Origin of the sequence: Rhodococcus sp. KRD162, from assembly GCF_017168335.1 — a bacterium.
Lineage (GTDB): Bacteria > Actinomycetota > Actinomycetes > Mycobacteriales > Mycobacteriaceae > Rhodococcoides.
This window is the reverse complement of record NZ_JABFAU010000011.1, coordinates 196,320-222,463: the sequence shown is the minus strand read 5'-3', so window position 1 is coordinate 222,463 and position 26,144 is coordinate 196,320. Positions and strand designations below refer to the sequence as shown.

Sequence of the window (26,144 nt, the reverse complement as noted above, 5' to 3'; positions counted from 1 at the left end):
CTACCTCTCGACGAACAATCACAGCGTGAAGTAAGAGTAGGCTACCCTTCTATTCTGACTCAAATGCGCTGCACAGCAGACGTTCGCTACGGTGGGACACATGAGCCTTCCCCGCCCAGCACCTGACCGGACAGCCGTGGTGACCGGAGCGTCCTCCGGAATCGGGGCCGCCATCGCTCGCCAACTCGCCTCCCGAGGCCACGGCGTCACTCTCGTCGCCCGGCGCGCCGACAAGCTCGAAGAGTTGGCACAGGAGATCCGAGCACGGGGAGTCCGAGCGGAAGTGCTCGCCGCAGACCTGTCCGATCGCAGCGCGCGCGCCGAACTACTCGGTCGTATCACCGAACTCGGCCTGATCCCGGACATCCTGATCAACAACGCCGGGCTCTCCACGCTCGGACCGGTCGCAGAATCCGACCCGGACGCCGAGATGCACATGATCGAGGTCGACGTGGTCGCCGTCGCAGATCTGTGCACCCGATTCCTGCCCGGCATGACCGAACGACGACGCGGCGCACTGCTCAATGTCGCCTCGACCGCCGCGTTCCAGCCCTTGCCCGGCCAAGCCGGCTACGGCGCATGCAAAGCATTCGTGCTCTCCTACACCCAATCTCTGACCGGCGAACTGCGCGGCACCGGTGTGACCGCAACTGCGCTGTGCCCCGGCCCGGTGCACACCGGATTCGGTGAGGCCGCAGGTTTCGCGAAAGACGATGCCGAAAAAGCACTTCCATCGATCATGTGGGTGTCGGCAGAAGCGGTGGCGAAGACTGCCGTCGACGACATGGCCAAGGGACGCATGGTATCGATCCCCGGGCCCGCCAACCGCATCGGATCGATCTTCGCCCAAATCACCCCGCGAACCCTGCTGGTGCCCATGCTCACTCGAATTCATCCCGGCCTGAAGAACGGTGCGTCCTCATGAAACGCGAACTCGAAGTCTCCGACAGCATCGTCGTCGCCGCCGACGCCGACACTCTTTACGCTGCGATCAGCGACCCCACCAAGATGGGCCAGTGGAGCCCCGAAAATACCGGTGCCACGGTCCACGAACCCCGCGAGAGCGCTTACGTGGGAATGGTGTTCGACGGAACCAACAAGCGCGGCCGGGCGAAGTGGATCACTCGCTGCACCGTCACGGCGGCCGACCCGGGCAAGACCTTCGAGTTCCGTGTCCACGCCATCGGCAAGAGCGCTCCGAAGATCAAGGGCGCGAACGCAACCTGGCGATACGACTTCGAGCCTGTCGCCGGCGGCACGAGAGTCACCGAGACCTGGACCGACGACCGAACGAAATGGCCCGACGCCCTGGCCCTAGTGTTCGACAAGATCGTCACCAGCGGCAAGACATTTCCGCAGTTCCAGCGTCGAAACATCCGTAAGACGCTGGAGAACCTGCAGAAGCGTTACGCCTGACGGCTAGGCCTGCCGGGTGTACAGGCCGAGAACATACGAGGCCTGCCCGGCATGCTGAAGGTCGTCGGCGACCACGGACACCAGCCGCGCCCCCAATGTGACCGGCGGATCCCAGTTCTCGTCGACGATCCGGTCCAAATCGTCGGTCGAGATACCGCTCAGGTACGCAACAGTTTTCGAGTGCACGGCGTCGTGGTACTCACGCAGCAACTCGGCGCTCGAGGTGACCTGAGCGACCTCGGAGGACGATTGGCCGTACCCGATGTCGGAGCGGTCGAACGGAAGATCGAAGCGCTCGAACCACGAATCCGAATTCCAGACCTGCTCGCTTCCGGCCACACCAGCGATGTGATCGTCCTGCACCCGCGTCAGGTGCCACAGCAACCACGCGATGCTGTTGGCCTCGGAATCGGGGCGATAGGTCAACGCCGCAGCCGGAATCTCGTCCAGCACCGAGTGGACGAGTTCCTTGATCCGACCGAACGCGTCGGTGAGCAGGTCGTTGTGGTTCATCGAATACCCCTCTTTCGTCGAGCACTGATAACCAGTCATGCATACCCCGATTGCGTCGCAGGGAACATCCGGGTCCTCCAGGCGCGTTGAACCGAATATGACAGCTCCAGCAATCGTGTACACCCGCACCGGCGATTCCTCCGTCCTCGAGCTGAAGGATCGTGAGGTGACCGAGCCCGCCGCAGGCGAAGTCCGCGTCCGCATCGTCGTCTCGGGCGTCAATCCGACGGACTGGAAGAACCGAACCGGCTCCGGGCCGGGTGAGAAGCTGGCATTCGACGAGGTGGTTCCGAACCAGGACGGTGCCGGCGTGATCGACGCAGTCGGCCCCGATGTCGACGGCGTCTCCGTCGGAGATCGCGTCTGGGTGTACCTGGCCCAGCATCAGCGTCCGACCGGAACAGCACAGTCGTTTGCGATCCTGCCCGCCTCTCGGGTGGTGCCTCTGTCCGAGGGCGTCGGCTTCGACGTGGGTGCCAGCCTCGGAGTGCCCGCGATGACGGCGCATCGCGCACTGACCGTCTCCGAGGACGGACCCACCCGACTGCACCCGGGCGCACTGAACGGCAAGTCTGTACTCGTCGCCGGTGGTGCCGGTGCCGTCGGACATGCCGCGATCCAGTTGGCCCGCTGGGCGGGCGCGACTGTGGTGACGACGGTCAGCGGCCCTGAGAAGGGCGCACTGGCCACCGCCGCGGGCGCGCACCACGTGGTGAACTACAAGACCGGCGACGCCGCCGCAGAGATCCGTGAATTGGTCCCCGACGGAATCGACCTCATCGTCGAGGTCGCTCCCGCACAGAACGCCGCACTCAACGCAGCCGTGGGAGCGAACCGCGCATCGATCGCGGTGTACGCCAACAATGGTGGCGACACCGTGACCCTCGACGTCCGGCCGAACATGGTGCTCAACACCCGCTACCAGTTCGTACTCCTCTACACCGTGGGCGACGAGGCGCTGCGCAACGCCGAAGCAGATGTCAGCGCCGCGGCAGCCGCAGGTGTGCTGGAGGTGGGTGAAGCCACCGGTCTACCGCTGCACCGCTTCTCTTTGAGCGAGACCGCTGCGGCTCACGACGCCGTCGAAAACGGAACCGTCGGCAAGGTGCTCATCGACGTCTCCAGCGAATAACTCAGGTGATGACCGGCAATGTGGACCACGGAAAATTTGATCCACTTGTCGGTCTCTCGCCACGAGTAATCCGGCTGCACGATGGTTCTGGGCTTGGTGTAGATCACTGCCGACCGGACGTCGGGTGTGTGTGCCTTCAGCAGATCGATCACCAGGGCGAGCGTGCGGCCGGAATCGGCGACGTCGTCGACGACGAGCAACTTCTTGTCGACGATGGCGTCGGTGTCCAGAAGCGGTTCCAGGACAACAGGATCGGGCAAGGTCTCTTCGATGTCCGAGTAGAACTCGACGTTGAGGGTGCCCGCAGCCTTGACTCCCATCGCGTAGGCAATCGCGCCCGCGGGAATGAGTCCGCCACGGGCGATCGCGATGACGATGTCCGGAACGAAGCCGTCGTCGACGATCACTCGGGTCAGTTCACGCGAGGCGTCTCCGAAGGCTTCCCACGTCAGCACTTCGCGTTCCTGTTCGGTCATGATCATGACTCTACCCAGACCCTTTTGCCAATCGAGCAAAGATATTTGCGCCAAGCCTCGTCGGCGGGCACTCTCGAACCATGGCAGAGCACAAGCACGCACACATCCACGCCGAGAACGACCGCGGCCACGCAGAACCGGATTTCGAGAACGGCGCGTTCGACGCAGCGTTCTGGGACGACCTCTACAACCAACGCACCTCCATCTGGAGCGGAAACCCCAACGCCGTGTTGGTACAAGAGGCGTCCGAGCTGACCCCGGGCCGCGCCCTGGACATCGGCTGCGGAGAAGGTGCCGACACCCTGTGGCTGGCCGGTGAAGGGTGGAACGTCACCGGCGTGGACATCTCCGATGTCGCCCTCGGCCGCGCTCGTGCGGCACAACAGGCACTCGAGTCGCAGACACTCGCGGTGGAGTGGAGACAGGAAGACGTTCTGGATTGGACTCCTCCGGCCGCGGCGTTCGATCTGGTGTCGGTGCACTTCCTGCAGGTGCCACCCGACGAACTCGAACTGACCACGCGCAGGTTCGCCGCAGCAGTTGCGCCGAAAGGACGTCTACTGATCGTCGGCCACAGCCCCAACGACAGCCACGCATCGCAGCATCCGGCCCAGAATCGAATGTTCGGGCCGGAACCGGTTGTCGCCGCGGCAGGCGACGGGTTCGAGGTGATCCACGCCGAACACCGCACCCGTACGACGCCGGACGGTGACGAGCGAATCGACACGGTGGTGGTGCTGCAACGCCGGTAAACTCCTCGCGGTGTTCTCGCCGTCGACGTATCGAATTCCGCTGGGCGTCACATTCGTCGTGGCCTTGGTCGTGCTGTTCACCCCCGCGTCGGGGGTGCCCTCTGGTTTCGAGCACAGCGACAAGATCATTCACTTGGTGCTCTTCGCCGCCCTCGCGTACACCTCACGCATGGCTGGAATCGGTTGGGCCGGGACCGCGTTGTGGGTGCTGGGATTCGCGGTGCTCTCGGAGTTCCTTCAGGCGATCCTGCCTCTGGGACGCTCCGGGTCGGTCGCCGACGCACTCGCCGACGCCGCTGGAATCGCAGTCGGCCTGGCCACGGCGAGCAGGGTTCTACCGCAGCGCGTTCAACAAGCCCCGGACCTGCACTAGACTGATGAAGCACCGGGTTTCCTCGGCCAGCGAGTTCACTCCGGAAGGAACGCCATCACCTCGTCTTCTGCCCCGCACGATATCTACCTCGTTCCACCGGAGCACGAGACGAACGATGCCGTCACTCGAGAATCAGCAGCATCCGCGGCGCGACTGAGCGAACGTTCCGACGTGGTCAGCCACGATGGCCGCTACGCGCTGACGATCACCTCCACCACTCCCCACCAGGCGATGGTCGAGGACCTGCTGTTCCTGCGCGGAGTTCTCGACGCCGCAGGCATCGAATACCTGCTCGTTCGCGGCAACGACGAACGACCCGTCATCGCCATCGAACTGAGTTCCCGCGAGGTACTCACCACTGCGCTGGCGCACGCCTGCCGCGCCGAGCCGTTCTACTCGAAGACCGTCGACGCCCGCGGAAAAGCGGTGCTGGTGGCCGACGGCACCCTCTCGCCGTCCGCGAACGCGCGGATCGTGCGCCTGTACCGTCCGCGGGTCGAACCGTTCAGCGGCTTGTACTACGGCGCATCGACGGCAGTGCAGATCGAACTGTGGTCGTTCTCGCCGAGCGAGATCGTGCTACCCATCGAGAACTCCCTGACCAGACGCAATATCCGGCCCGATGAGGCCGTCCGCGGAACCGTCGAACGCTTCGGCAGGACCTGGCCGACCATCGAGAACATGTTCGCCGACCACGCCTCGGACATCAATTTCGATATCGACATCGTCTTCTCCTGGGTCGACGGCTCGTCAGCGGAATTTCAGGCACAGCGCGCTCGCCGGATGGCGAATTACGTCGTCGGCGAAGGCGACGACTCGGCAGCCCGCTATCGACAGATCGACGAACTGAAGTACGCACTGCGGTCGATTCACCTGTACGCGCCGTGGATAAGACGCATCTTCGTTGCCACCGACTCGCCGAGACCGGCGTGGCTGGCCGAGCATCCGAAGGTGACGTTCGTGCCGAGCGAGGCATTCTTCGTCGACACTTCCGTTCTGCCGACCCATAATTCGCAGGCCGTCGAGTGCCAACTGCACCATATCCCCGGATTGTCCGAGCACTTCCTGTACTCGAACGACGACATGTTCTTCGGCCGTCCGGTCAACCCGTCGATGTTCTTCTCCCCTGGCGGAATCAGCATGTTCATCGAGGCGACAACGCGAATCGGGTTGGGTTACAGCGACGCCGACCGCAGCGGATTCGAGAACGCGGCGCGAGTGAACCGTCGTATCCTGCAGGACCGATTCGGAATGACCACCACCCGACATCTCGAACATGCGGCAACCCCGTTGCGCCGCAGCGTGATGCAGGAAATGGAGAACGAGTTTCCGGACGAGTTCGCTTCCACTGCTGCCAGCGCGTTCCGCGCGAGTACCAACATCTCGGTGACGAACTCGCTGTACCACTACTACGCGCTGATGAGTGGCCGCGCCGTGGTGCAGAAAGACGCCAAGGTGCGATACATCGACACCACCACCGCAGCCGGCCTCGACGCGATGGCGAAACTGCTCCCCAAACGGTCGGTGGATTTCTTCTGCCTCAACGACGGCAGCTTCCCGGAAGTCGACCTGGACCTGCGCACTCGGACGGTGACGCAGTTCCTGGACAAGTACTTCCCCATCGTCGCGCCGTGGGAACGCGAACAGCGTTAGGCGTCGCTGAACGTCTTCCGGCGAGCACTGTCTGCGATGGTGACTCCAGCCGCATCGAGCCTGCGTGCCGTCTCCTCGGCCGAGACCGCTTCTCCCACAGTGTCGTACGAGCCCGTAGGCACAACCGAGTGGACGACGGTGTCGTCGTAGACGTGCACGAGGTTGTATCCCTGGGCTCCGTCGCGGCCGCGCAATCCGCCGGCAGGCACGTTGAGATCCTGGGTGTAGCACGTGGCAGACGCGACCGACACGGGAATGCCTGCGAAGGTGGCAGTGGTCGAATAGTGCAGGTGCCCAGCAAGAATGGATCGCACGTCGGTTCCGCGCAGCACCTCGGCGAGGCGTGACTGATCGATCAACTCGACCAGCACCGCGAGATCGAGCACGGTGGGTACCGGCGGGTGATGCATCGCCAGGATGGTACCGAACTGGGCTGGTGTGGCGAGAATCTCGGTCAACCAAGCCAATTGCTCGTCGCCGAGCTCGCCGTGGTGCTCACCTGGAACCGTCGTGTCGAGGGTGACGACCCGAAGACCATCGACATCGTGCACCCGATCGATGGACTGGCCGCTCGGTTCCGCGTCGAGCAACTTCTGCCGGAACGCCGAACGATCGTCGTGATTGCCCATCGCCCACACGATCTGCGCGCCCAGTTCCGCTGCGACCGGCTCGACCAACTCCCGCAGCTTCTCGTACGCGCCCGGCTCGCCCTTGTCGGTGAGGTCTCCGGTGAACACCAGCGCATCGGGGCGCACACCCGAGTTGCGCACATCGGTCAAGACCTGCTCGAGCCTCAGCTCACTGTCCACGCCGCCGTACAACCGACCGCCGTCGACGAGATGCGTGTCGCTGACATGCAGCAAGCAGTGGTGGGGACGTGGGTACTCGGCCATCCGAGACTTCATCGAACTCTCGCTCACGATCGGACCTACCGTTTCGCAATCGTCCGGATTGGACGACCGCCGCTACTGCAACCCAAGCATACGAGCGTTCCCTGAGACCAGGCTGGTCGAATCTCGACGGTGAACAGCGCGCAAACACCGGGTGCAGGCCCCGCACACGACTCTGGGCCCGGCCACCGTTCGACGGCAACCGGGCCCAGAGTGACACGACCTGGGTTTGGGTGTACTCAGATCCCGATGAGATCGTGATCGGAGACCTTCGAGGCCAGGATGCGCAGGTGCTCGTCGGCACCACCGAGAGTGTGCTCGATAGCCACGAGCCGGCTGGTGTAGTGCCCCACCGGGTACTCGGCGGTGACGCCGATCCCGCCGTGCAGCTGAATCGCTTCCTGGCCGATCTTGCGACCGGACCGCGAGATCTGCAGCTTCGCACGCGAGGCGATTGTCGTGTCCACGTTGCCGTCCGACAACGACATCGTGGCGTAAAGGCTCATGCTGCGGGCCAGCTCGAGCAGCACGTACATGTCTGCCGCACGGAAAGTGAGCGCCTGGAACTTGGCCAGCGGGACCCCGAACTGCTTGCGCTGCTTGAGATAATCGGTGGTCAGCCGCAGCGCCTCCTCCATGGCACCGATTGCCTCCGCGCACAGCGCGGCCTGCGCCCGCACCTCGGCACCGGTGATCGCCGCTGCCGCGTTCTCTGCGGTGCCGAGCGGTTCCGCTGCAACGTCGACGAATTCGAGCTGCGCCGCGCGCTGGCCGTCGTGGGTGGCATAGGACTTGCGTGTCACACCGGTCGCGTCGGCATCGACGACGAACAGTCCCGTTCCACCGGTGGGAAGCACGGCACTGACGACGATCACGTCTGCGCTACCGCCGTGCGGAACCGGGTTCTTGACGCCGGTGATCGACCACGATCCACCGTCCTCGGTGGCGGTGGTGGCCACCTCGATGTTCGGCCAGCGGCTACCGGATTCGTTGTGCGCGAACGCCAACATCGACGATCCTTCTGCCACCGGCGGCAACAGCCTCCGGCGCTGATCGGCGCTGCCGAGTTCGGAGATCAACCCACCGGGGACGAGGACGGCGTCGAGAATCGGCTCCGGAGCCAATCTGCGTCCGACCTCGGTCATGACCGCCATGATCTCCACGGGACCGGCGTCCATGCCACCGTCCTCCTCGCCGAATGTCAGGCCCAGTAGCCCGACCTCGGCCAGCTGCTTCCAGACATCGGTGCTCCAGCCCAGCTCACCGGCAACGACCTTGTTGCGCTTCTCGGTGTCATAGGCCCGCGAGAGGACCTCACGAGTGGTGTCGCGCAGCAGCTTCTGTTCTTCGCTGAAATCGAAATCCATGTCTTCAGATGCTCCCTTACAGTCCGAGGATCGCCGAGGCGATGATGGTGCGCTGAACTTCGTTCGAGCCACCGTAGATCGAGACCTTGCGGTAATTGAGGTAATTCGGTACGGATCGCTGTGCCCACCCGTCGCTCTCGATGTCATCGCCTGCCTCGTACGGCAGCGAGTCGGGTCCGGCGATGTCCATCAGCAATTCGGTGGTGGCCTGCTGCAACTCCGATCCTCGCAACTTGAGGATGGACGACGCAGGGTTCGGCTTGCCGTCGTCCGAGCTGGACACCATCCGCAGCTGGGTCAGCTCCAGAGCGAGCAGTTCGTTCTCCACCTCGGCCAGTTTCGCCGCGAACAACGGATCCTCGAGCAGCGTGCCGGTGCCGACCTTCGTCTGCGCGGCATGCTTTTTCGCCTGTCCCAGCCGCACCGTGGTGTGTCCGGCGCGGGCGACTCCGGTGCGCTCGTTACCGAGCAAGAACTTGGCGTAGCTCCAACCCTGGTTCTCCTCGCCGACGAGGTTCTCGGCCGGAACGCGGACGTTGTCGAAGAAGACCTCGTTGACCTCGACACTGCCGTCGACCAACTTGATCGGTCGCATCTCGATGCCGGGGGTGCTCAGATCGATGAGCAGAAACGAGATTCCGGCCTGCTTCTTCGGCGCGTCCGGGTTGGTCCGTACGAGTGCGAAGATCCAGTCGGCGTACTGACCGAGCGTGGTCCATGTCTTCTGCCCGTTGACGATGTAGTCGTCGCCGTCGCGAATTGCGGTGGTGCGGAGCGAGGCGAGATCCGATCCGGCCTCGGGCTCGGAGAAGCCCTGGCACCACCAGATGTCGAGGTTCGCCGTCTTCGGGAGGAACTTTTCCTTGAGTTCCTGGGAGCCGAACGTCGCGATGACCGGGCCGACCATCGAGGCGTTGAACGCCAGCGGCTCCGGCACCGATGCCAGCTGCATTTCGTCGAGCCAGATGTGACGCTGCACTGCGGTCCAGTCCCGGCCGCCGAACTCGGCTGGCCAATGCGGCACCGCCAGGCCGTTCTCGTTCAAGATCCGCATGGTCGTGACCACGTCGTCCTTGCTCAACTCCTGGCCCGTCGCGTTCTTCTCGCGAATCTCGGCAGGGATCTTCGTGGTGAAGAACGTCCGCATCTCGTCGCGGAACGCGGCCTCTTCTTCTGTCAGGGCAAGATTCATCGACAATCCTCCGTGCTCGTTCGCGTATCTTCGTATCGACCGTACTCCCAGGTAACTGTGGGATATTCTCCGCTCACTATGACTTTTCTGGCGCTGGTTCGGCACGGCGAAACGAACTGGAATCTGCACGGGCGTCTGCAAGGCTCATCGGACATTCCTCTCAACGACACCGGCCGCGCTCAGGCCCGTGAGGCCGGCTACGAACTCGCGTACCGGCCTTGGGACCAGCTTGTCAGCTCACCGCTGATCCGAGCAGCGGAAACCGCCGACATCATCGGTGCTCACATAGGCCTGACACGAACAGCCGAATTCCCCGATCTGGCCGAACGGCACTTCGGCGAGGCCGAGGGATTCACGGACTGGGATGCCTATTCGCACTGGCCCGACGGTCGATACCCCGGTTTGGAGCCGCGCTCGAATCTGATGCTCAGGGGTGTGCGCGCGGTCGACGAGATCGCCTCCCTGCATCCCGATTCGGCAGTGGTCGCCGTCGCACACGGGGGCGTCATCCGGGCGATCTTGGACTCGATTCGTCGCCGACACTCACCGCGCATTCTCAATGCCGGCGTCTCGACCCTCGAACACGACGGTATCCGCTGGACCGTTCGCACCATCAACGGTGTTGTGGTCTGACAGGATTTTCGTTCATGGAGATCGAACGCCGCATCACCGAACTCGGCTTCACGTTGCCCGGTGAACCGACCGCACCCCCGGGATTCGAGTTCTCCTTCGAGTGGGCACGTGTGCGCGGCAACCGCGTATTCGCCTCGGGGCATTCTCCCTTGGCACCGGACGGCACTCTCGCGGGCCCGTTCGGTGCCGTCCCGTCACAGGTGAGTCTCGATGCGGCCACCGACGCCGCGCGCGATACGGCGCTGGCGCTGCTCGGTAGCGTCGCCCGTGCCGTCGGCGACCTCGATCGAATCAGTGCGTGGCTCACCGTCACCGGGTCGGTCAACGCCGATCACGGCTTCACCCAGACCACCACGGTCGTCAACGGCTTCTCGGATCTGGTGCTGGCCGTCTTCGGCCCCGAGATCGGCGCTCATGCACGCACCGCACTCGGGGTGGCCGCGCTGCCGATGAACAACACCGTGGTGGTGTCAGCGGAGTTGGAGATCGACGGGTAGGTTTTTCTCCACTCGTCAATACAGCGAAAGCAGGCGCAAATGGTGCGCAGATCAACCCTGGCTCTGGTCGCGATCCTGATCGGCATCCTGGGGTTGTCCGGATGCAGTTCGTCCTCGCAGTCGCTACTGGACCGCGTGCGGGACGAGGGCGTGCTGGTGGTCGGCACCGAGGGCACGTACAGCCCGTTCAGCTACCAGGGAGCGGACGGGCAACTCACCGGATACGACATCGACGTGATCGACGCGGTGGGTGCCGAATTGGGCGTGCGCGTGGACTTCGTGCAGACCCCGTTCGACTCGATCTTCGCCGGCCTCCAGTCGCAGCGATTCGACCTCATCGCCAATCAGGTCTCGATCACTCCCGCTCGACAATCCGCGTACGACCTGTCCAAGCCCTACACGGTGTCGCAGGGCCAGATCCTCACTGCCGCAGACAACACCACCATCACCTCGCTGGCCGACTTGGCAGGCAAGACCACAGCGCAATCGTCGACGAGCAACTGGGCCGAGGTCGCCGCGAACGCAGGCGCGAACGTCGAGGCCGTCGAAGGATTCGTTCAGGCCGTCACTCTCGTCAAGGACGGACGCGTCGACGCCACCGTCAACGACTCCCTCGCCATCGCCGAGTACCTGCAGCAGACCGGCGACACCGGCGTGAAAATCGCGGCCGATACCGGAGACACGACTCTGCAATCGTTCGTGGCCCGCAAGAACAGTGGGCTGATGGGCGAAGTCGACACCGCGATCGACACCTTGCGGGAGAACGGCACTCTCGCCGAGATCTCGCGGAAGTACTTCGGCAGCGATGTCGCCGCACCCACCGCAGACACTGCGGCCCCGGTCGGTGACGAGGCTGCGTCGACTGCTCCGTCGAAGATGCAGTTGGTTCTCGACAATCTGTGGCCGATGCTCAAAGCCACCGTCACGATGACCATTCCGCTGACCGCGATCAGCTTCGTGATCGGGCTCGTCATCGCCTTGGCGGTTGCGCTGGCACGCATTTCGTCGATGAAGCCACTCGCTGCGGTCGCCCGGTTCTACGTCTCGATCATCCGCGGCACTCCCCTACTGCTGCAGCTGTTCATCATCTTCTACGGGCTGCCACAGTTCGGTATCGTGATCTCGCCGTTCCCGGCCGCGGTGGTGGCGTTCTCCTTGAATGTCGGCGGCTACGCCGCAGAGGTCATTCGTGCCGCGATTCTGAGCGTGCCCAAGGGCCAGTGGGAGGCCGCCCAGACCATCGGGATGGGCTACCGAACCACGTTGCAACGCATCGTGCTTCCGCAGGCCCTCCGTACTGCGGTACCCCCACTGTCGAACACACTGATCTCGCTGGTCAAGGACACCTCACTGGCATCGACGATTCTGGTGACCGAACTGCTGCGCGTCGCTCAGCTCGCCGCAGCCCCGACCTTCGACTTCTTCACGCTCTACTCCGTCGCGGCTCTCTACTACTGGGTGATCTGCATCATTCTCTCGTTCTTCCAAGGCAAGCTCGAAGTCCGACTCGACAGGTACGTGGCCACATGACAGACCTGCTGGAAGTATCCGCACTGAACAAATCGTTCGGCGAACTCGAGGTACTCGAAGACATCTCGTTCACCGTGCCCTCCGGCACAGTCACCGTCATCATCGGCCCGTCCGGCTCGGGCAAGACCACGGTGCTGCGTTCCCTCAATGCACTCGACCGGGCAGACTCGGGAGTCATCCGAATCGGCGAGGTGTCGGTGGATTTCGCCCAACCCGTCGATGCCGCACAGCTGCGACACTTTCGTGCTCAGAGCGGCATGGTGTTCCAGAGCCACAACCTCTTTCCACACAAGACGGTGCTGCAGAACATCATCGAAGGACCGGTCGTCGTGCAGAAACGCGCGAAGGAGGACGCCGTCCGCGACGCTCATGCGATCCTCGACCAGATCGGTCTCGACGCCAAGTCCGACCAGTACCCGTTCCAGCTTTCCGGTGGCCAACAGCAACGCGTCGGAATTGCCAGAGCTCTCGCTCTGCGTCCCAAGCTGATGCTCTTCGACGAGCCCACCTCCGCGCTCGATCCCGAACTGGTCGGCGAGGTTCTCTCGGTCATCAAAGGCCTTGCCGCCGAAGGCTGGACGATGGTGATCGTCACCCACGAGATCCGGTTCGCCCAGCAGGTCGCCGATCAGGTGCTGTTCATCGAGAACGGCGTCGTCCTCGAACGAGGCACGCCGGACCAGGTGCTGGTGAACCCGACCGAGCCCCGGACACGGCAGTTCCTGCAGCGGATCTTGGCGTAGCCCGGCTAGAGGTGCGGCAGCACCTTGTCCAGTGTGATCGGCAGATCACGCACCCGAACCCCGGTGGCGTTGTAGACCGCGTTACCGATGGCCGCAGGCGATCCGACGGTACCGATCTCACCGATTCCCTTGCCTCCCATCGGCGCGAGCTCGGTATCGACTTCCTCGACCCAGACGGCCTCGAGTTCGGTGACGTCCGCACATGCCGGGATGTGGTACTCCGCGAAATCGTGATTGGCGAATCCGCCGAACTCGTGATCGACGGCGCCGTTCTCCATCAGCGCCATCCCGAGCCCGAACGTCATGCCGCCGATCAGTTGAGAGCGTGCCAGAGAAGGATTCATGACCGCGCCGATGCCGAAGACTCCCAGCATCTTTCGGACCCTGATCTCACCGGTGTCGATGTCGACCGCGACCTCGGCGAACTGTGCGCCGAACGCCATGCGCGCCAGCTCCTTCTGGCCTTCGACGTCGTCGGTGGTATCGGCATCGGCGGAGTTGCCCGGAGCGTACGGCCCCTGAGCTTTCAACGCACGGCACACCTTGGTGACCGCCCAGCCCCATGACGAGGTACCCGAGGATCCACCTGCTCCGGGAGCGGTCGGTAGAGCGCTGTCACCGAGTTCGACGGTGACAGAGTCTGCATCGACCCCCAGAGCATCGGCTGCGATCTGCCGCAGCACGGTGCGCGCACCGGTTCCGATGTCCGTGGCAGCAACGGACACCGTGATCGTGCCGTCCTGCTGCACTCGCGCGGAGGCGGTACTGGGCGAGATCAGCACCGGATAGCTCGCCGTGGCCACCCCCATTCCGATCAGCTTCCGGCCCTCGAGGCGCTGACCGGGATCGGCCTGACGACGCTCCCAGCCGAACTTCTCCGCTCCCTCGCGAAGGCACTGCACAACACTGCGCGAGCTGAACTCGTTGCCGCTGGCGGGGTCGAGGTCCGGCTCGTTGCGAATGCGCAGTTCGATCGGATCGATGCCGGTGACCGACGCCAGTTCGTCGATCGCCGTCTCGACCGCGAACATGCCCGGCGCCTCCCCCGGTGCCCGCATCCACCGCGGTGTCCCCACGTCCAGGGGCGCCAGGCGGTGGGTGGTGCGGCGGTTCGCGGACGCGTAGATGTGTCTACTGGATTCGGCGGTCTGCTCGCAGAACTCGAAGATGGTGCTGGTCTGCTGGAAGGAGTCGTGCGTGATCGCCTGCAACGTCCCCGTCGAATCAGCGCCGAGACGAACATGATTGAGCGTCGGCGTGCGGTAGCCGACCAGATCGAACAACGCCTGCCGTGGTAGCACCAGCTTGACGGTCTTTCCGGTCGCCCTCGCGGCCATCGCAGCCAGTACCGCGTTGGGACGCGTGCTGCCCTTCGCGCCGAATCCGCCGCCGACGTTCTCGGCGATCACGCGAACATTCTCCGGCTCCAGGCCGAATGCCGTGGCCAGATCGCCCTGGACTCCGGACGGCGCCTGCGTCGAATCCCACACCGTCAGCACGCCCTCGGACCATTGCGCGGTGGTGGCGTGTGGCTCCATCGCACTGTTGTGCATCGGGGCCGTGGAGTACCAGTTGTCCACGACGTGCGCGGCCGTCTCCAGCGCACTGTCCGGATCGCCGACGGTGACATCGGTGGGAAACCCGGCATTGACGGACTCGGGTGCGTACAGCGCGGCGTGATCGGCGGTGAGGGTGTTGTCGGGGGCACGAACATCGCCGTAACGCACCTGCACCCGGGCGGCGGCCGCTCGGGCGGCGTCGAGGGATTCCGCCATGACGACCGCCACCGTCTGGCCGCGATATGCGACGGTGTTCGACTGCAGCACATGCAATTCGGCGTCCTCGAGGTCGCCGAGCTTCTCGGTGTTGCCGTGCCACAGGACGGCGTGCACCGCCGGATCAGCGTCGAGCTCGACGTGCTCGACTGTGCCTACGGGAATTTTCGCGGGCACGTACCAGGCGTACAGCTGCCCGACGGTCGGCGGCTGCTCCGCTGCATACCGGGCTCGACCGGTGACCTTCGCGATCGATTCGGTGCGGCGAATCGACTGTCCGATCGATGCGGTCATGACCGGTCTCCCCGTTCTGTGCGTGCGCCGGTCTCGGTCAGTTCGACGAGTGTGCGAGCCACGAGGTTGGTCACCAGTGGAATTTTGAAAGCGTTGTCTCGCAGCGGTTCCGCAGTCTCCAACTCGAGACCGATCGCCCGCCTGAACGACGCCTCCTCGGCGGCGGTGCCGAGCAGTGCGTGCTCGGCCGTGCGCGCCCGCCACGGCTTGTGTGCGACGCCGCCCAGCGCAATGGACACTCCTCGAACGATCCCGTCCTCGACATCGAGCACCGCGCCGACCGACGCCACCGCGAATGCGTAGGACTGCCGATCGCGCACCTTGCGGTACGTGGAGTGGGCGTCGGCGGCAGGCTTCGGGATTTCGATGGCCGTGACGATCTCGTCCCGTCCGACGGTGTTGTCGCGCTCCGGCGCGTCGCCGGGGAGTCGGTAGAAGTCGTCGATTGCCAGAACGCGCTCACCGTCGACGCTCTGAACGACCACGCGCGCATCGAGCGCCGAGAGCGCGACTGCCATATCGGAGGGATGGGTTGCCACGCAGGACTCGGAGGCACCGAGGATGGCCAGGTTTCGGTGCTCACCCGTCCGCGCCGGGCAGCCCGAGCCGGGTTCACGCTTGTTGCACGGCTTGGAGGCGTCCATGAAGTACACGCAGCGGGTGCGCTGGAACAGGTTTCCGCCGGTGGTGGCCATGTTGCGGAGTTGGCCCGAGGCACCGGAGAGCACCGCGCGCGCGAGGACCGGATAGCGCTGACGGACCACCGGATGCACGGCGAGATCACTGTTGGTCACGGCCGCACCGATGCGCAGGGAACCGTCGTCGACCGTCTCGATGTCGTGCAGCGGCAGGCGCGTCACGTCGATCAGCGTTCCCGGGTGCGCGACACCGAGTTTCATGAGGTCGACGAGGTTGGTTCCTCCGCCGAGCACCATGGCGTGTTCGTCCTCGGCCAACCGGGCGAGGGCGTCGTCGACTGCGGTGGCGCTCTCGTATTCGAAGGTTTTCACGAGACGGCGTCCTGGACGGCCGGAACGATATTGGCATAGGCACCGCACCGACAGAGGTTGCCGCTCATACGTTCACGCACTTCCCCGGAATCGAGGTCGATGTCGGTGGCCTCGAGGTCATCGGTGACCGCGCTCGGCCAACCCTGCTTCGCCTCCTCGATCACCGCGACCGCCGAGCAGATCTGCCCCGAGGTGCAGTATCCGCATTGGAACGCATCGCGGTCGACGAACGCCTGCTGCACGGGATGCAGTGTGTCTCCGTCGGCCAGCCCCTCGACGGTGGTGATCTCGCGATCGTGCTGGGCGATCGCGAACGTCAGGCAGCTGTTGATCCGCCGACCGTCGACCAGAACCGTGCAGGCACCACACTGCCCGTGGTCGCAGCCCTTCTTGGCACCGATCAGATCGAGATTCTCGCGTAGCGCGTCGAGCAAGGTGGTTCGGGTGTCGCAATCGAACTCGCGATCGGCCCCATTGACACGGAGTGTGACGGTGGTCATGCGATGGCAGATACCCGAGGCCTCGTCCACCAAACGCCGATGCCTGGTTCGATCCTCGGATCGGTCGAGGACCGTCGGAGGCTACGAGCCGGAGTGCAGCTAGCGCTTCCCCTTGAACTTTCCGCCGCGAGGTCCGCCGCTGCGTCCGGGAGGACCCGTGTCGGGTTGCAGCTGAATCAACACGCCACTGATTCGGGTGCGGCGTAATGCCTCGACGGTCTCGTCGGCGAGATCGGCCGGAAGCTCGACCAGCGAATGATCGGGTCGAATACTGATGTGTCCGAAGTCGCTTCGACGCAGACCGCCCTCGTTGGCGATGGCACCGACGATCGCACCGGGGGCGACGTGATGCCGCTTGCCGACGCTGATGCGGTAGGTGGCCATCTGCTGCCCCGTCTTACGGTGATGCGAACTGGCCGCATCCTCGTCGAACGTGCGCGGCGGACGAGGTTCCCGCGGCTGGCGAGGCGCGCGCGGCGGGGCGGGCGGTTCCGGCTTGAGCAGGAACGCTTCGCCGTCGCGAGACTGGATGGCCAGTGCTGCGGCGATATCGACCAAGGGCACGTCGTGATCGCGCTGGTAGTCCTCGATCAGGCGTCGGAACAGCGCCAGATTCTCGTTGCCCAGGCTCTCGGTGATGGAGTCCTTGAACTTCGTCACGCGCTGGGCGTTGACGTCGTCGACGCTGGGCAACTGCATCTCGGTGATCGGCTGCCGTGTCGCGCGCTCGATCGCCTTGAGCAGGTGCCGCTCACGCGGTGCAACGAACAGCAGTGCCTGACCGGCTCTGCCTGCACGGCCGGTACGACCGATGCGGTGCACATACGACTCGGTGTCGTGTGGAATGTCGTAGTTGATGACGTGCGAGATGCGGTCGACGTCGAGACCGCGGGCGGCCACGTCGGTAGCCACCAGGATGTCGATCTGGCCGTTCTTGAGCTGGCCGATGGTGCGCTCGCGTTGCGCCTGCACGATATCGCCGTTGATCGCCGCTGCGGAGAACCCTCGCGCGCGCAGCTTCTCTGCGAGCTCCTCGGTGGCCTGCTTGGTGCGCACGAACATGATCATGGCCTCGAACTCTTCGACCTCGAAGATTCGAGTGAGCGCCTCGAGCTTGCGCTGATGCGCCACCTGAACGTAGCGCTGGGTGATGTTCGGTGCCGTCGACGTCTTCGTCTTGACGGTGATCTCAACCGGGTCGTGCAGGTACTGCTTGGAGATCTTGCGAATCGCAGCAGGCATCGTGGCCGAGAACAATGCGACCTGCTTGTACTCGGGAGTATCGGAGAGGATGCGTTCGACATCCTCCTGAAATCCCATCTTCAGCATCTCGTCTGCCTCGTCGAGCACCAGGTATTCGAGGCCGGACAGGTCGAGCGTGCCCTTCTCGAGATGGTCGATGACGCGGCCCGGCGTACCGACGATGATCTGAGCACCCTTTCGCAGGCCCGAGAGCTGGATGCCGTACGCCTGGCCACCGTAGATGGGCAGAATGTGCAGACCTGGAATGTGGGTGGCGTATTTGCCGAATGCCTCGGCGACCTGCAGCGCCAACTCACGAGTCGGTGCCAGCACCAGCGCCTGCGGCACCCGACGTGAGACATCGAGACGCGACAGGATCGGTACCGCGAACGCGGCGGTCTTGCCGGTTCCGGTCTGTGCGAGGCCGACGACGTCGTTGCCCGACATCAACGGCGGGATCGTGGCCGCCTGGATGGGCGAGGGGGTCTCGTACCCGACATCACGCAGGGCCTTCAGGACCCGCTCGTCTATTCCGAGATCGACAAAGGTGATGTCCTCACCGTCGACGACGGGAGCCGACCCCGGTGAGGGCGAACTCGTCTCGTCAGACGTCACGGCGGCATCCTGATCAGATTCTGAAGTGCTCATATGCAACCGAGTTTAGTACCTGCCAGGCCGCTTCGACTCCTTCTGCGCTGATCAGGTGACGAAAACGGCGTCCTCGAACGCGGGATGCGAGTGCCCTCACACATCTGCCCCCACGGAGATGGTCGACTACGCACAGTTAGGTTGTACTCCCAGTCACACTCACATCGCTCCGAATCGGCCGAAGAAATACACAAACCGGACAACCTCGGTGATGCGTTACGGACTCGGGTGTGATGAAATGCACAACTACCACGCTATTTATCCGTAAGGGGTCCAGCAGTGCGCGAATATTCTGTGCCGGCGTCGTTCACCATTCCCGACGACGCGTCCATGGCCGACACCGTATTCCGGTACGAAAAGGAATCGCCGAATCTCGTACCGTTCCAGCGACTCGTCGACGGCAACTGGACCGACGTCACCGCGGCCCAGTTCGCCAAGGAAGTCGCCGCAGTGGCCAAGGGTCTGATCGCCTCCGGCGTCGAACTCGGCGACCGCGTCGCCATCCTCAGCGCGACCCGGTACGAGTGGGTCGTCCTCGACTACGCCATCTGGACCGCAGGAGGATGCACCGTCGCGATCTACGAAACCTCCTCCGCAGACCAGGCCCAGTGGATTCTCGAGGACTCCGCCACCAAGCTGCTCGTCGTCGAGACTGCGGCGCACGCCTCGAACCTCGACGAGGTCACCAAGGGTGCCAAGGACCTGCGTGAGGTGCTGCAGATCGACGCCGGAGCCATCGACGAGCTGACCAGCCGCGGCGCGGGGGTCAGCGACGAGGACCTGCATGCGCGTCGGCACCAGGTCACCGCCGAATCACCGGCGACACTGATCTACACCTCGGGTACCACCGGCCGTCCCAAGGGCGTCCAGCTGACGCACTCGAACTTCTACGCCGAGGTCCAGGCCACCCAGATCGCTCTGCACGACTCGATGAAGGAGGGCAACCGCACCCTGATGTTCCTCCCGATGGCGCACGTGTTCGCCCGCGCCATCTCGTTCGGAGCATTCGAGTCCAAAGCAACAGTGGGCCACACCTCGGACGTATCGACCCTGGTGGAGCAGTTCGCCGTGTTCAAGCCGGACTTCATCCTCTCGGTACCGCGCGTGTTCGAGAAGGTCTACAACTCCGCCAAGCAGAAAGCGCACGACGGCGGCAAGGGCAGCATCTTCGACAAGGCCGCCGCGACGGCCATCGAATGGAGCGAGGCGCAGGAGAAGGGCGGCGCCGGGCTGCTACTGAACCTCAAGCACACCGTCTTCGACAAGCTCGTCTACTCCAAGCTGCGCGCGGCCCTCGGCGGCAACTGCGAACGCGCAGTGTCCGGTGGCGGCCCACTCGGTGCTCGCCTCGGCCACTTCTTCCGCGGTGCAGGCGTACCGGTCTACGAGGGATACGGACTGACCGAGACCAGCGCGGCCGTCACCGTCAACACCACCAAGGAACAGCGCGTCGGCACCGTCGGCAAGCCGATCAACGGCCACGCGGTCAAGGTCGCCGAGGACGGCGAACTGCTGCTCAAGGGACCGGTCGTCTTCAGCGGCTACTGGCACAACGACAAGGCCACATCCGAGGCGATCGTCGACGGCTGGTTCCACACCGGTGATCTCGGCGCGATCGATCAGGAAGGCTACGTCTCGATCACCGGCCGCAAGAAGGAGATCATCGTCACCGCAGGCGGCAAGAACGTCGCCCCCGCGGTGCTCGAGGATGCCCTGCGCGCCAACGCCATCATCAGTCAGTGCCTCGTGGTCGGCGACGCGAAGCCGTCATCGGTGCCCTCATCACCCTCGACGCCGAGGCGCTGCCGGGCTGGCTCGAACGACACGGGCTCGCCGCCGACGTCCCGTTCGCGGAACTGTCGAAGAATGCCGATCTGGTAGCCGAGATCGACAAGGCCGTCGCGGAGGCCAACAAGAAGGTCTCCAGCCCCGAGCAGATCAAGAAGTACACGATCCTCGAGAACGACTTCACCGTCGAGACCGGCGAGCTCACCCCGACGATGAAGCTCAAGCGCAACATCATTCACGCCGAGCGCGGCAATGACATCGAGGCCATCTACTCCTAGATCGCTCACACGAACGACAAGGGCCCGGCGTATCGCCGGGCCCTTGTCGTTGTCGAGCTTCAGGACATGTGGTCGTCGAGGAACTCCGCGACCGCCAACGTCACCTTCAGGTGGATCTTCTCGTGCAACAAGTCGTGACCACCGTCGTCGAACTCTTGCAGAGATGCGTCGGGAACACCGGCGATCCAGTCACGCACCGCGTCGACCGGAGCCAACCGGTCGTCGACGCCGTGCACGGCGAGAATCGGAATCACGTTGTCTGTCAGATCGTCGGCCGAACCGGTCACGGACTTCGGGGTGCCGCACAGCACGGCACAGCGGACCGCCTCGGGGTGCGCACCGAGAGCTGCGATGGCCGTCGCAGCACCCAATGAATGGCCCATCAGCGCGAACGACAACTCGGGATGCTCGGCCTCGGCGATGTCGAGCAACTGCAGCGCATTCTGTGCGAGGCCCGGAATCTGGGCCGCATCGAGCAACTCTCCCTCGGTGAGGCCGTGACCGACGTGATCGACGGCCCACACATCCACTCCGCGACCGTTGAGGATCCGGGCGAAGCGGTGATAGTGGCCGCTGTTCTGACCGAGACCGTGCAAGAAGACGAGACCGAAACGAGCATCGGGAACAGTCCAGTTTCGGTAATGGACAGCACCGGTGGCTCCGTCGAAAAATGGCATTCGATCATTTTGCCTTCTCGTGGCCGCTTCCGCGAACAACGTGACCGGTGCCGCATCCACCGATGGCTAGGGTTGGCGCTTGTGTTCCTCCTCGGCGATCGGGTCATCTACAGCGCCAGCGATCTGGCGGCGGCAGCGTCCTGCGAATTCGGGCTGCTGCGCAGGCTGGACGGGCTGACCGGACTGCTCCCGCGCACAGTGGCCGAGCCCGATCCGATGCTCGACCGCACCTCTGCCCTCGGATTCGAGCACGAACGCCGTCAGCTCGACGCATTCGAGCAGCGCTACCCCGGTGGCGTACTGACGATGGAGCGACCGGGTCGCACTGCGCAGGAGATGGCCGATGCCTCGTGGGCGACGTTCACCGCCCTGACCGCTCGTACCCCCGTGCTGTATCAAGCCACGTTCTTCGACGGTCGATTCCTGGGTTTCTGCGATTTCCTGGTGGCCGAAGGATCCGGCTACGCGGTCTACGACACCAAACTGTCGCGGCACGCGAAAGTGCCTGCGCTGCTGCAGCTGGCGGCCTATGCCGATGCGTTGCGTGCCGGCGGCATCACCCCGAGCGAGACCGCCCACCTGATGCTCGGCGACGGGAGCGACTCCGCACACTCTCTGACCGAGATCCTTCCGGTCTATCGCCAGTCTCGCGACCATCTGCAGCACATCCTCGACGAACACCACGCCGAAGGCACAGTGGTCGACTGGTTCGATCCGCGCTACTCCGGCTGCGGACAGTGTGCGTCCTGCACCGTCGAAGTCGAACTCCATCGCGACCTGGTTCTCGTCGCAGGCATGCGCGTGAGCACACGGGAGAAACTGTTCGACGCGGGAATCACCACCGTCGACGAGCTCGCCGCCTCGACCGGGACGGTGGACGGAATCTCCAGCCGCACGATCACGAATCTGCGAGCGCAGGCCGAGTTGCAGGTGCGCCAGGAACGTAGCGGCAACCCCGAATTCGAAATCTTCGACGCCGAGGCCCTCGGCGTGATCCCCGAGCCCGATCCGGGCGACATCTTCTTCGATTTCGAGGGCGACCCACTGTGGGCGGAGACCGGCAGTTCGGCACCTGAGGGCGTACCGCGGGCTCGACTCCCGGAGTGGGGACTCGAGTACCTCTTCGGTGTCTACACCGCCGACGGTGATTTCCTCCCGTTCTGGGCGCACGATCGCGCCCAGGAACGCCGCGCCCTGATCGAGTTCCTCGACTACGTGACCACCCGTCGCGCGGCCTACCCGAACATGCACGTCTACCACTACGCGCCGTACGAGAAGACCGCGCTGCTGCGCCTGGCCGGTCGGCACGGAGTAGGCGAGGACGCCGTCGACGACCTACTGCGAGACAACGTTCTGGTGGACCTGTATCCCGTCGTGCGATCCGCGGTGCGCATCGGGGCCAGGTCCTACAGCATCAAGAAGCTCGAACCCCTGTACATGCCCGCGGCCCGTGACGGAGACGTCACCGACGCGGCTGCGTCGATCGTCGAATACGCGAACTGGTGCGATCTACGAGACCAGGGCAAGACGGCCGAGGCCGCGGCGTTGCTCGCAGACATCGCCGAGTACAACCGGACCGACTGTGAATCGACTCTGCGACTGCGTGATTGGTTGCTCGACCGAGCGGCGGACGCCGGTGTGGCACCGCGAGCGGATCAGCAGCTCGCGCCCCAGGAGCGCGCTGGCGACAGCGCGAGTCCGCTCGAACATGCGCTCGCCGAATACGCAGGACTGGCCTGGGACCGCACCCCGACCCAGCAGGCCGTCGCCCTGTTCTCCGGTGCCATCGGTTACCACCGGCGCGAGCGAAAGCCGTTCTGGTGGGCGCACTTCGATCGCCTCACCCAACCCCTGGACGAGTGGGCCGACGCGGCAGAGGTGTTGAAAGTCGAACGCGCAGAACTGGTGCACGACTGGATGAAGACAGCGCCGACGCAACGGGTACTGCGTCGACAGATCAAGCTGCTGGGGCATCTGAGCAACGGTGCACTCTCGGGCGCGAAGGTCAAACTGCTGTATGCCGATCCCGCCCCCGAGGGACTACCGAAGCAGCAGCCGAACCATCGGGCGACCACGTCGGTGGAGATCGTCGAGACCGGCTACGAGGGCCCCTTGGACATGGTCGTGGTGCAGGAGAACCTGCGCAAGGGTGTGGACGCCTACATCGACTTCCCCATCGCGACCGCACCGGAGCCGCCGCCTGCCACCAAGTATCTCGAAGAGGCCATCGCCGGAGTTGCCGGCGAGGTCAGCACCGCCCTGCCGCAGCTGCCGCGCACCGCCGTCGCCGATCTGCTGACCTCCTCTGCGCCCCGAACTCGCTCCGGGAACGGCCTCCCCGCGGTGCAGGGCAGCGACTATGCCACTGCGGTCACCGCTGCGCTGCTCGATCTGGACAACTCCTACGTAGCCGTGCAGGGGCCGCCCGGAACCGGGAAGACCTACACCGCAGCGCGGGTGATCGCCGAATTGGTCGATGTTCATCACTGGCGAATAGGCGTCGTCGGCCAGTCGCACCACGTGGTGAACAATCTGCTGGACACCGTCGTGGCGGCCGGAGTGGACCCGGCCCGAGTGGGCAAGAAGGCCCCGACTGCCCACACAGTCGTGGACCCCTCGGACTACTCTCGTTTCGTCACCGACGCCGAGGCAGGGTGCGTCATCGGCGGCACCGCCTGGGACTTCTCCAACCCGGGCCGGATACCGCCCGGGGCCCTGGATCTACTCGTCGTCGACGAGGCGGGACAGTTCTCTCTGGCCAACACCATCGCCGTCTCGGTCTCCGCCCGCAATCTGTTGCTGCTCGGCGATCCGGCGCAGCTGCCACAGGTCAGCCAAGGCACCCATCCCGAACCCGTGGACGAGTCGGCGCTCGGCTGGATCACCGACGGCCACCCGACGCTGCCCGCCGACCGCGGCTATTTCCTCGCGACGACGTGGCGGATGCATCCGGATCTGTGTGCACCCGTCTCGGCATTGTCGTACGAGGGCAAACTCGAGTCCAACAGCACTGTGACACAGGCACGTTCACTCGATGCTCTCGAGCCCGGCCTGCACATCGTCTATCTCGACCATCATGGAAACTCCACCGATTCGGTGGAGGAAGCCGACGAGATCGTTGCCCGAGTGCAGGACCTGCTGGGCCGACCGTGGAGCGACCCCCAGTCCTTCGAGGGATCCCGGCCGATGGAACAGACCGACTTCCTGGTCGTCGCGGCCTACAACGCTCAGGTCGCCGTCATCGTCGAACGACTCGCAGCTGCGGGACTCGGCGACGTCTCGGTGGGCACCGTCGACAAATTTCAGGGCCGACAAGCCCCGGTGGTACTGATCTCGATGGCAGCATCGGCGATCGAGGATGTTCCGCGGGGCATGGGATTTCTGCTCTCGCGCAACAGACTCAATGTCGCGGTCTCCCGTGGTCAGTGGGCCGCCATACTGATCCGATCGCGAGCCTTGACGCAGTACCTACCGTCGACGCCGACCGGACTGAGCACCCTCGGAACCTTCATGGCCTTGTGCGAGAACGGAATTCAGCCGAAAGCCATTCCCTCGCCACGATAGGTGGGCACCGCCTCGACAGATCCGTCCGCGTGCACCAGCTGCAGTGCGTCGAACCGCTCGCACAACTCGCCCGCCTTCGCATGACGAAACCAGACGCGATCACCGATCTGCACCTCCTCGGCCCCACTCACCGGAGTCTGCACCTCGCCCGCGCCCTCGTTGCGCAGCAACTTCAGACCCGATGTCACCACTCCTGCGACCTTCCTCGACCACGCGACCGGACGAGGTGATCTCGACGCCGACGCGGGCCCCGAGGCGATGTATCCACCGCCGAACAACGTGGCGATCTGCGGGGTGGGCTTACGCACCGCAGGCAGGGCGAAGAACAGCGAGGGCTCGGCCGAGAACGCGCGATACCGATCGAACAGCGTCGGCGCGAACAGGCCCGATCCTGCCGTGACCTCGGTGACGGCCGGATCTGCCGCAGAGAAGTCGATCGAACCAGTGCCCCCGCTGTTGACGATCTCGATGGGGCCGATCGCAGCAGTCACCGCCTCGACCACCGCAGCTCTGCGCGTGGAGATCTCGCGAGCAGAGAACGACTTCATCAATTCCACCGCGACATTGGAATCGGGGACACCGGCGATCTGCGCCTCGTAGAACATCAGACCGACCACCCGAAACCCGCGTGATCGCGCCGCCCGCGCGAAAGCAGCGACCTGCTCGGGTTCGCGCAACGGCGAACGCCTGACCCCGATGTGCAGCGGCCCGATCCGCAGCGAGGCATCGACGTCGATGCAGATGCGCGGCTTGAGCAACTCGCTGTCGGTTACCTCACGGACGATCTCGAGCTGTGCGAGATCGTCGACCATCAAGGTGACACGACCCGAGAGCACCCGATCGTTGACGACCTCGGCGAGCGCGGTGCGGTCGACGCTCGGGTATCCCATCACGATGTCGTCGACGCCGTTGCGTGCCAGCCACACGGCTTCGGGCAACGAGTACGCCATGACCCCACGCACGCCCTCGCTCGCGAGAACCCGATCAAGCACTGCCCGACACCGCACCGACTTGCTCGCAATCCGGATGGGGACCCCGTTCGCTCGAGCCAGCAGCGCCGATGCGTTGGCATCGAGAGCCGTCGAATCGACTGCAGCCAAGGGGGATTCGAGCCCCTCGGTGGCGGCGGCGATGCGGGACAATGGTGTCGAGTCGGTGATTGCGACACCAGCGATCGAACTCATACGGCTCATTCCTTCGT

General features: G+C 64.5%; 21 protein-coding genes and 2 pseudogenes. 12 read left to right on the top strand and 11 right to left on the bottom strand.

What is annotated here, in order from left to right; all coding sequences use genetic code 11:
• Positions 1-100: 100 nt before the first annotated feature.
• Together J1M87_RS15555 and J1M87_RS15550 are read left to right on the top strand one after the other, a co-directional pair.
• The gene (locus J1M87_RS15555) at positions 101-925 is read left to right on the top strand and encodes an SDR family oxidoreductase (protein ID WP_206490303.1); all 825 of its coding nucleotides are present in this window, start codon (positions 101-103) and stop codon (positions 923-925) included.
• A complete protein-coding gene (locus tag J1M87_RS15550) occupies positions 922-1,416 on the top strand; it encodes an SRPBCC family protein (RefSeq protein ID WP_206490301.1) in 495 nt (164 codons plus the stop codon). The genes J1M87_RS15555 and J1M87_RS15550 overlap by 4 nt, the downstream gene beginning before the upstream one ends.
• Positions 1,417-1,419: 3 nt before the next feature.
• On the opposite strand, the gene J1M87_RS15545 is transcribed toward J1M87_RS15550, so the two are convergent.
• Positions 1,420-1,929 carry a DinB family protein gene (locus J1M87_RS15545; protein WP_206490299.1) on the bottom strand — a complete coding sequence of 170 codons (510 nt, stop codon included), beginning with the start codon at positions 1,927-1,929 and terminating at the stop codon, positions 1,420-1,422.
• Positions 1,930-2,026: 97 nt separating this feature from the next.
• Between J1M87_RS15545 and J1M87_RS15540 the strand changes: the two genes are divergently transcribed.
• The gene (locus J1M87_RS15540) at positions 2,027-3,061 is read left to right on the top strand and encodes an NADPH:quinone reductase (RefSeq protein ID WP_206490297.1); all 1,035 of its coding nucleotides are present in this window, start codon (positions 2,027-2,029) and stop codon (positions 3,059-3,061) included.
• Between the two features lies 1 nt (position 3,062).
• Here the strand turns inward: J1M87_RS15540 and J1M87_RS15535 are convergent.
• A pseudogene (locus J1M87_RS15535) lies at positions 3,063-3,537 on the bottom strand (phosphoribosyltransferase).
• A gap of 80 nt (positions 3,538-3,617) precedes the next feature.
• Here J1M87_RS15535 and J1M87_RS15530 point away from each other — a divergent pair.
• From J1M87_RS15530 to J1M87_RS15520, 3 genes are all read left to right on the top strand, one after another.
• Positions 3,618-4,289 (top strand): bifunctional 2-polyprenyl-6-hydroxyphenol methylase/3-demethylubiquinol 3-O-methyltransferase UbiG, encoded by a 672-nt coding sequence (locus J1M87_RS15530; RefSeq protein WP_206490296.1) that lies wholly within the window; start codon positions 3,618-3,620, stop codon positions 4,287-4,289.
• A 10-nt stretch (positions 4,290-4,299) separates the two neighbouring features.
• Positions 4,300-4,662 carry a VanZ family protein gene (locus J1M87_RS15525; RefSeq protein ID WP_206490293.1) on the top strand — a complete coding sequence of 121 codons (363 nt, stop codon included), beginning with the start codon at positions 4,300-4,302 and terminating at the stop codon, positions 4,660-4,662.
• Between the two features lie 153 nt (positions 4,663-4,815).
• Complete coding sequence (locus tag J1M87_RS15520; protein WP_206490639.1) at positions 4,816-6,315, top strand: stealth family protein; 1,500 nt, start codon at positions 4,816-4,818, stop codon at positions 6,313-6,315.
• On the opposite strand, the gene J1M87_RS15515 is transcribed toward J1M87_RS15520, so the two are convergent.
• The 3 genes from J1M87_RS15515 to J1M87_RS15505 all read right to left on the bottom strand — a co-directional run bounded on the left by J1M87_RS15515 (position 6,312) and on the right by J1M87_RS15505 (position 9,764).
• The gene (locus J1M87_RS15515) at positions 6,312-7,220 is read right to left on the bottom strand and encodes a phosphodiesterase (RefSeq protein WP_206490638.1); all 909 of its coding nucleotides are present in this window, start codon (positions 7,218-7,220) and stop codon (positions 6,312-6,314) included. The genes J1M87_RS15520 and J1M87_RS15515 overlap by 4 nt on opposite strands.
• A gap of 224 nt (positions 7,221-7,444) precedes the next feature.
• The gene (locus tag J1M87_RS15510) at positions 7,445-8,572 is read right to left on the bottom strand and encodes an acyl-CoA dehydrogenase family protein (protein ID WP_206490291.1); all 1,128 of its coding nucleotides are present in this window, start codon (positions 8,570-8,572) and stop codon (positions 7,445-7,447) included.
• Positions 8,573-8,588: 16 nt separating this feature from the next.
• Entirely contained in the window at positions 8,589-9,764 is a 1,176-nt protein-coding gene (locus J1M87_RS15505; RefSeq protein WP_206490289.1) for an acyl-CoA dehydrogenase family protein, read from the bottom strand.
• A 78-nt stretch (positions 9,765-9,842) separates the two neighbouring features.
• Here J1M87_RS15505 and J1M87_RS15500 point away from each other — a divergent pair, with 78 nt between their 5' ends.
• Genes J1M87_RS15500 through J1M87_RS15485 form a run of 4 tightly spaced genes read left to right on the top strand, consistent with a single transcriptional unit; the run spans position 9,843 to position 13,167 of the window.
• Positions 9,843-10,397 (top strand): histidine phosphatase family protein, encoded by a 555-nt coding sequence (locus tag J1M87_RS15500; RefSeq protein ID WP_206490287.1) that lies wholly within the window; start codon positions 9,843-9,845, stop codon positions 10,395-10,397.
• Positions 10,398-10,411: 14 nt separating this feature from the next.
• Entirely contained in the window at positions 10,412-10,894 is a 483-nt protein-coding gene (locus J1M87_RS15495; RefSeq protein WP_206490285.1) for a RidA family protein, read from the top strand.
• A 39-nt stretch (positions 10,895-10,933) separates the two neighbouring features.
• Complete coding sequence (locus tag J1M87_RS15490) at positions 10,934-12,424, top strand: ABC transporter permease subunit (RefSeq protein ID WP_206490283.1); 1,491 nt, start codon at positions 10,934-10,936, stop codon at positions 12,422-12,424.
• The gene (locus J1M87_RS15485) at positions 12,421-13,167 is read left to right on the top strand and encodes an amino acid ABC transporter ATP-binding protein (protein WP_274610940.1); all 747 of its coding nucleotides are present in this window, start codon (positions 12,421-12,423) and stop codon (positions 13,165-13,167) included. Before J1M87_RS15490 ends, J1M87_RS15485 begins: the two co-directional genes overlap by 4 nt.
• Positions 13,168-13,172: 5 nt before the next feature.
• On the opposite strand, the gene J1M87_RS15480 is transcribed toward J1M87_RS15485, so the two are convergent.
• The 4 genes from J1M87_RS15480 to J1M87_RS15465 form a co-directional block, all read right to left on the bottom strand.
• The gene (locus J1M87_RS15480) at positions 13,173-15,236 is read right to left on the bottom strand and encodes a xanthine dehydrogenase family protein molybdopterin-binding subunit (RefSeq protein WP_206490281.1); all 2,064 of its coding nucleotides are present in this window, start codon (positions 15,234-15,236) and stop codon (positions 13,173-13,175) included.
• Positions 15,233-16,246 carry a xanthine dehydrogenase family protein subunit M gene (locus J1M87_RS15475; RefSeq protein WP_206490279.1) on the bottom strand — a complete coding sequence of 338 codons (1,014 nt, stop codon included), beginning with the start codon at positions 16,244-16,246 and terminating at the stop codon, positions 15,233-15,235. Before J1M87_RS15475 ends, J1M87_RS15480 begins: the two co-directional genes overlap by 4 nt.
• Positions 16,243-16,746, bottom strand: coding sequence for a 2Fe-2S iron-sulfur cluster-binding protein (locus tag J1M87_RS15470; RefSeq protein WP_206490277.1), 504 nt, complete (start codon positions 16,744-16,746; stop codon positions 16,243-16,245). The genes J1M87_RS15475 and J1M87_RS15470 overlap by 4 nt, the downstream gene beginning before the upstream one ends.
• Positions 16,747-16,845: 99 nt before the next feature.
• A complete protein-coding gene (locus J1M87_RS15465) occupies positions 16,846-18,636 on the bottom strand; it encodes a DEAD/DEAH box helicase (RefSeq protein ID WP_241256970.1) in 1,791 nt (596 codons plus the stop codon).
• Positions 18,637-18,915: 279 nt separating this feature from the next.
• Here J1M87_RS15465 and J1M87_RS15460 point away from each other — a divergent pair.
• Positions 18,916-20,702: pseudogene (locus tag J1M87_RS15460) on the top strand (long-chain fatty acid--CoA ligase).
• Between the two features lie 59 nt (positions 20,703-20,761).
• On the opposite strand, the gene J1M87_RS15455 reads toward J1M87_RS15460, so the two are convergent.
• The gene (locus J1M87_RS15455) at positions 20,762-21,379 is read right to left on the bottom strand and encodes an alpha/beta hydrolase (RefSeq protein WP_206490275.1); all 618 of its coding nucleotides are present in this window, start codon (positions 21,377-21,379) and stop codon (positions 20,762-20,764) included.
• Between the two features lie 81 nt (positions 21,380-21,460).
• Between J1M87_RS15455 and J1M87_RS15450 the strand changes: the two genes are divergently transcribed.
• On the top strand, positions 21,461-24,943 hold the full coding sequence (locus J1M87_RS15450) for a bifunctional RecB family nuclease/DEAD/DEAH box helicase (RefSeq protein ID WP_206490635.1): 3,483 nt from the start codon (positions 21,461-21,463) through the stop codon (positions 24,941-24,943).
• Here the strand turns inward: J1M87_RS15450 and J1M87_RS15445 are convergent.
• Positions 24,913-26,127, bottom strand: coding sequence for an alanine racemase (locus tag J1M87_RS15445; RefSeq protein WP_206490273.1), 1,215 nt, complete (start codon positions 26,125-26,127; stop codon positions 24,913-24,915). The two genes, J1M87_RS15450 and J1M87_RS15445, sit on opposite strands and share 31 nt — an antisense overlap.
• Positions 26,128-26,144 lie beyond the last annotated feature (17 nt).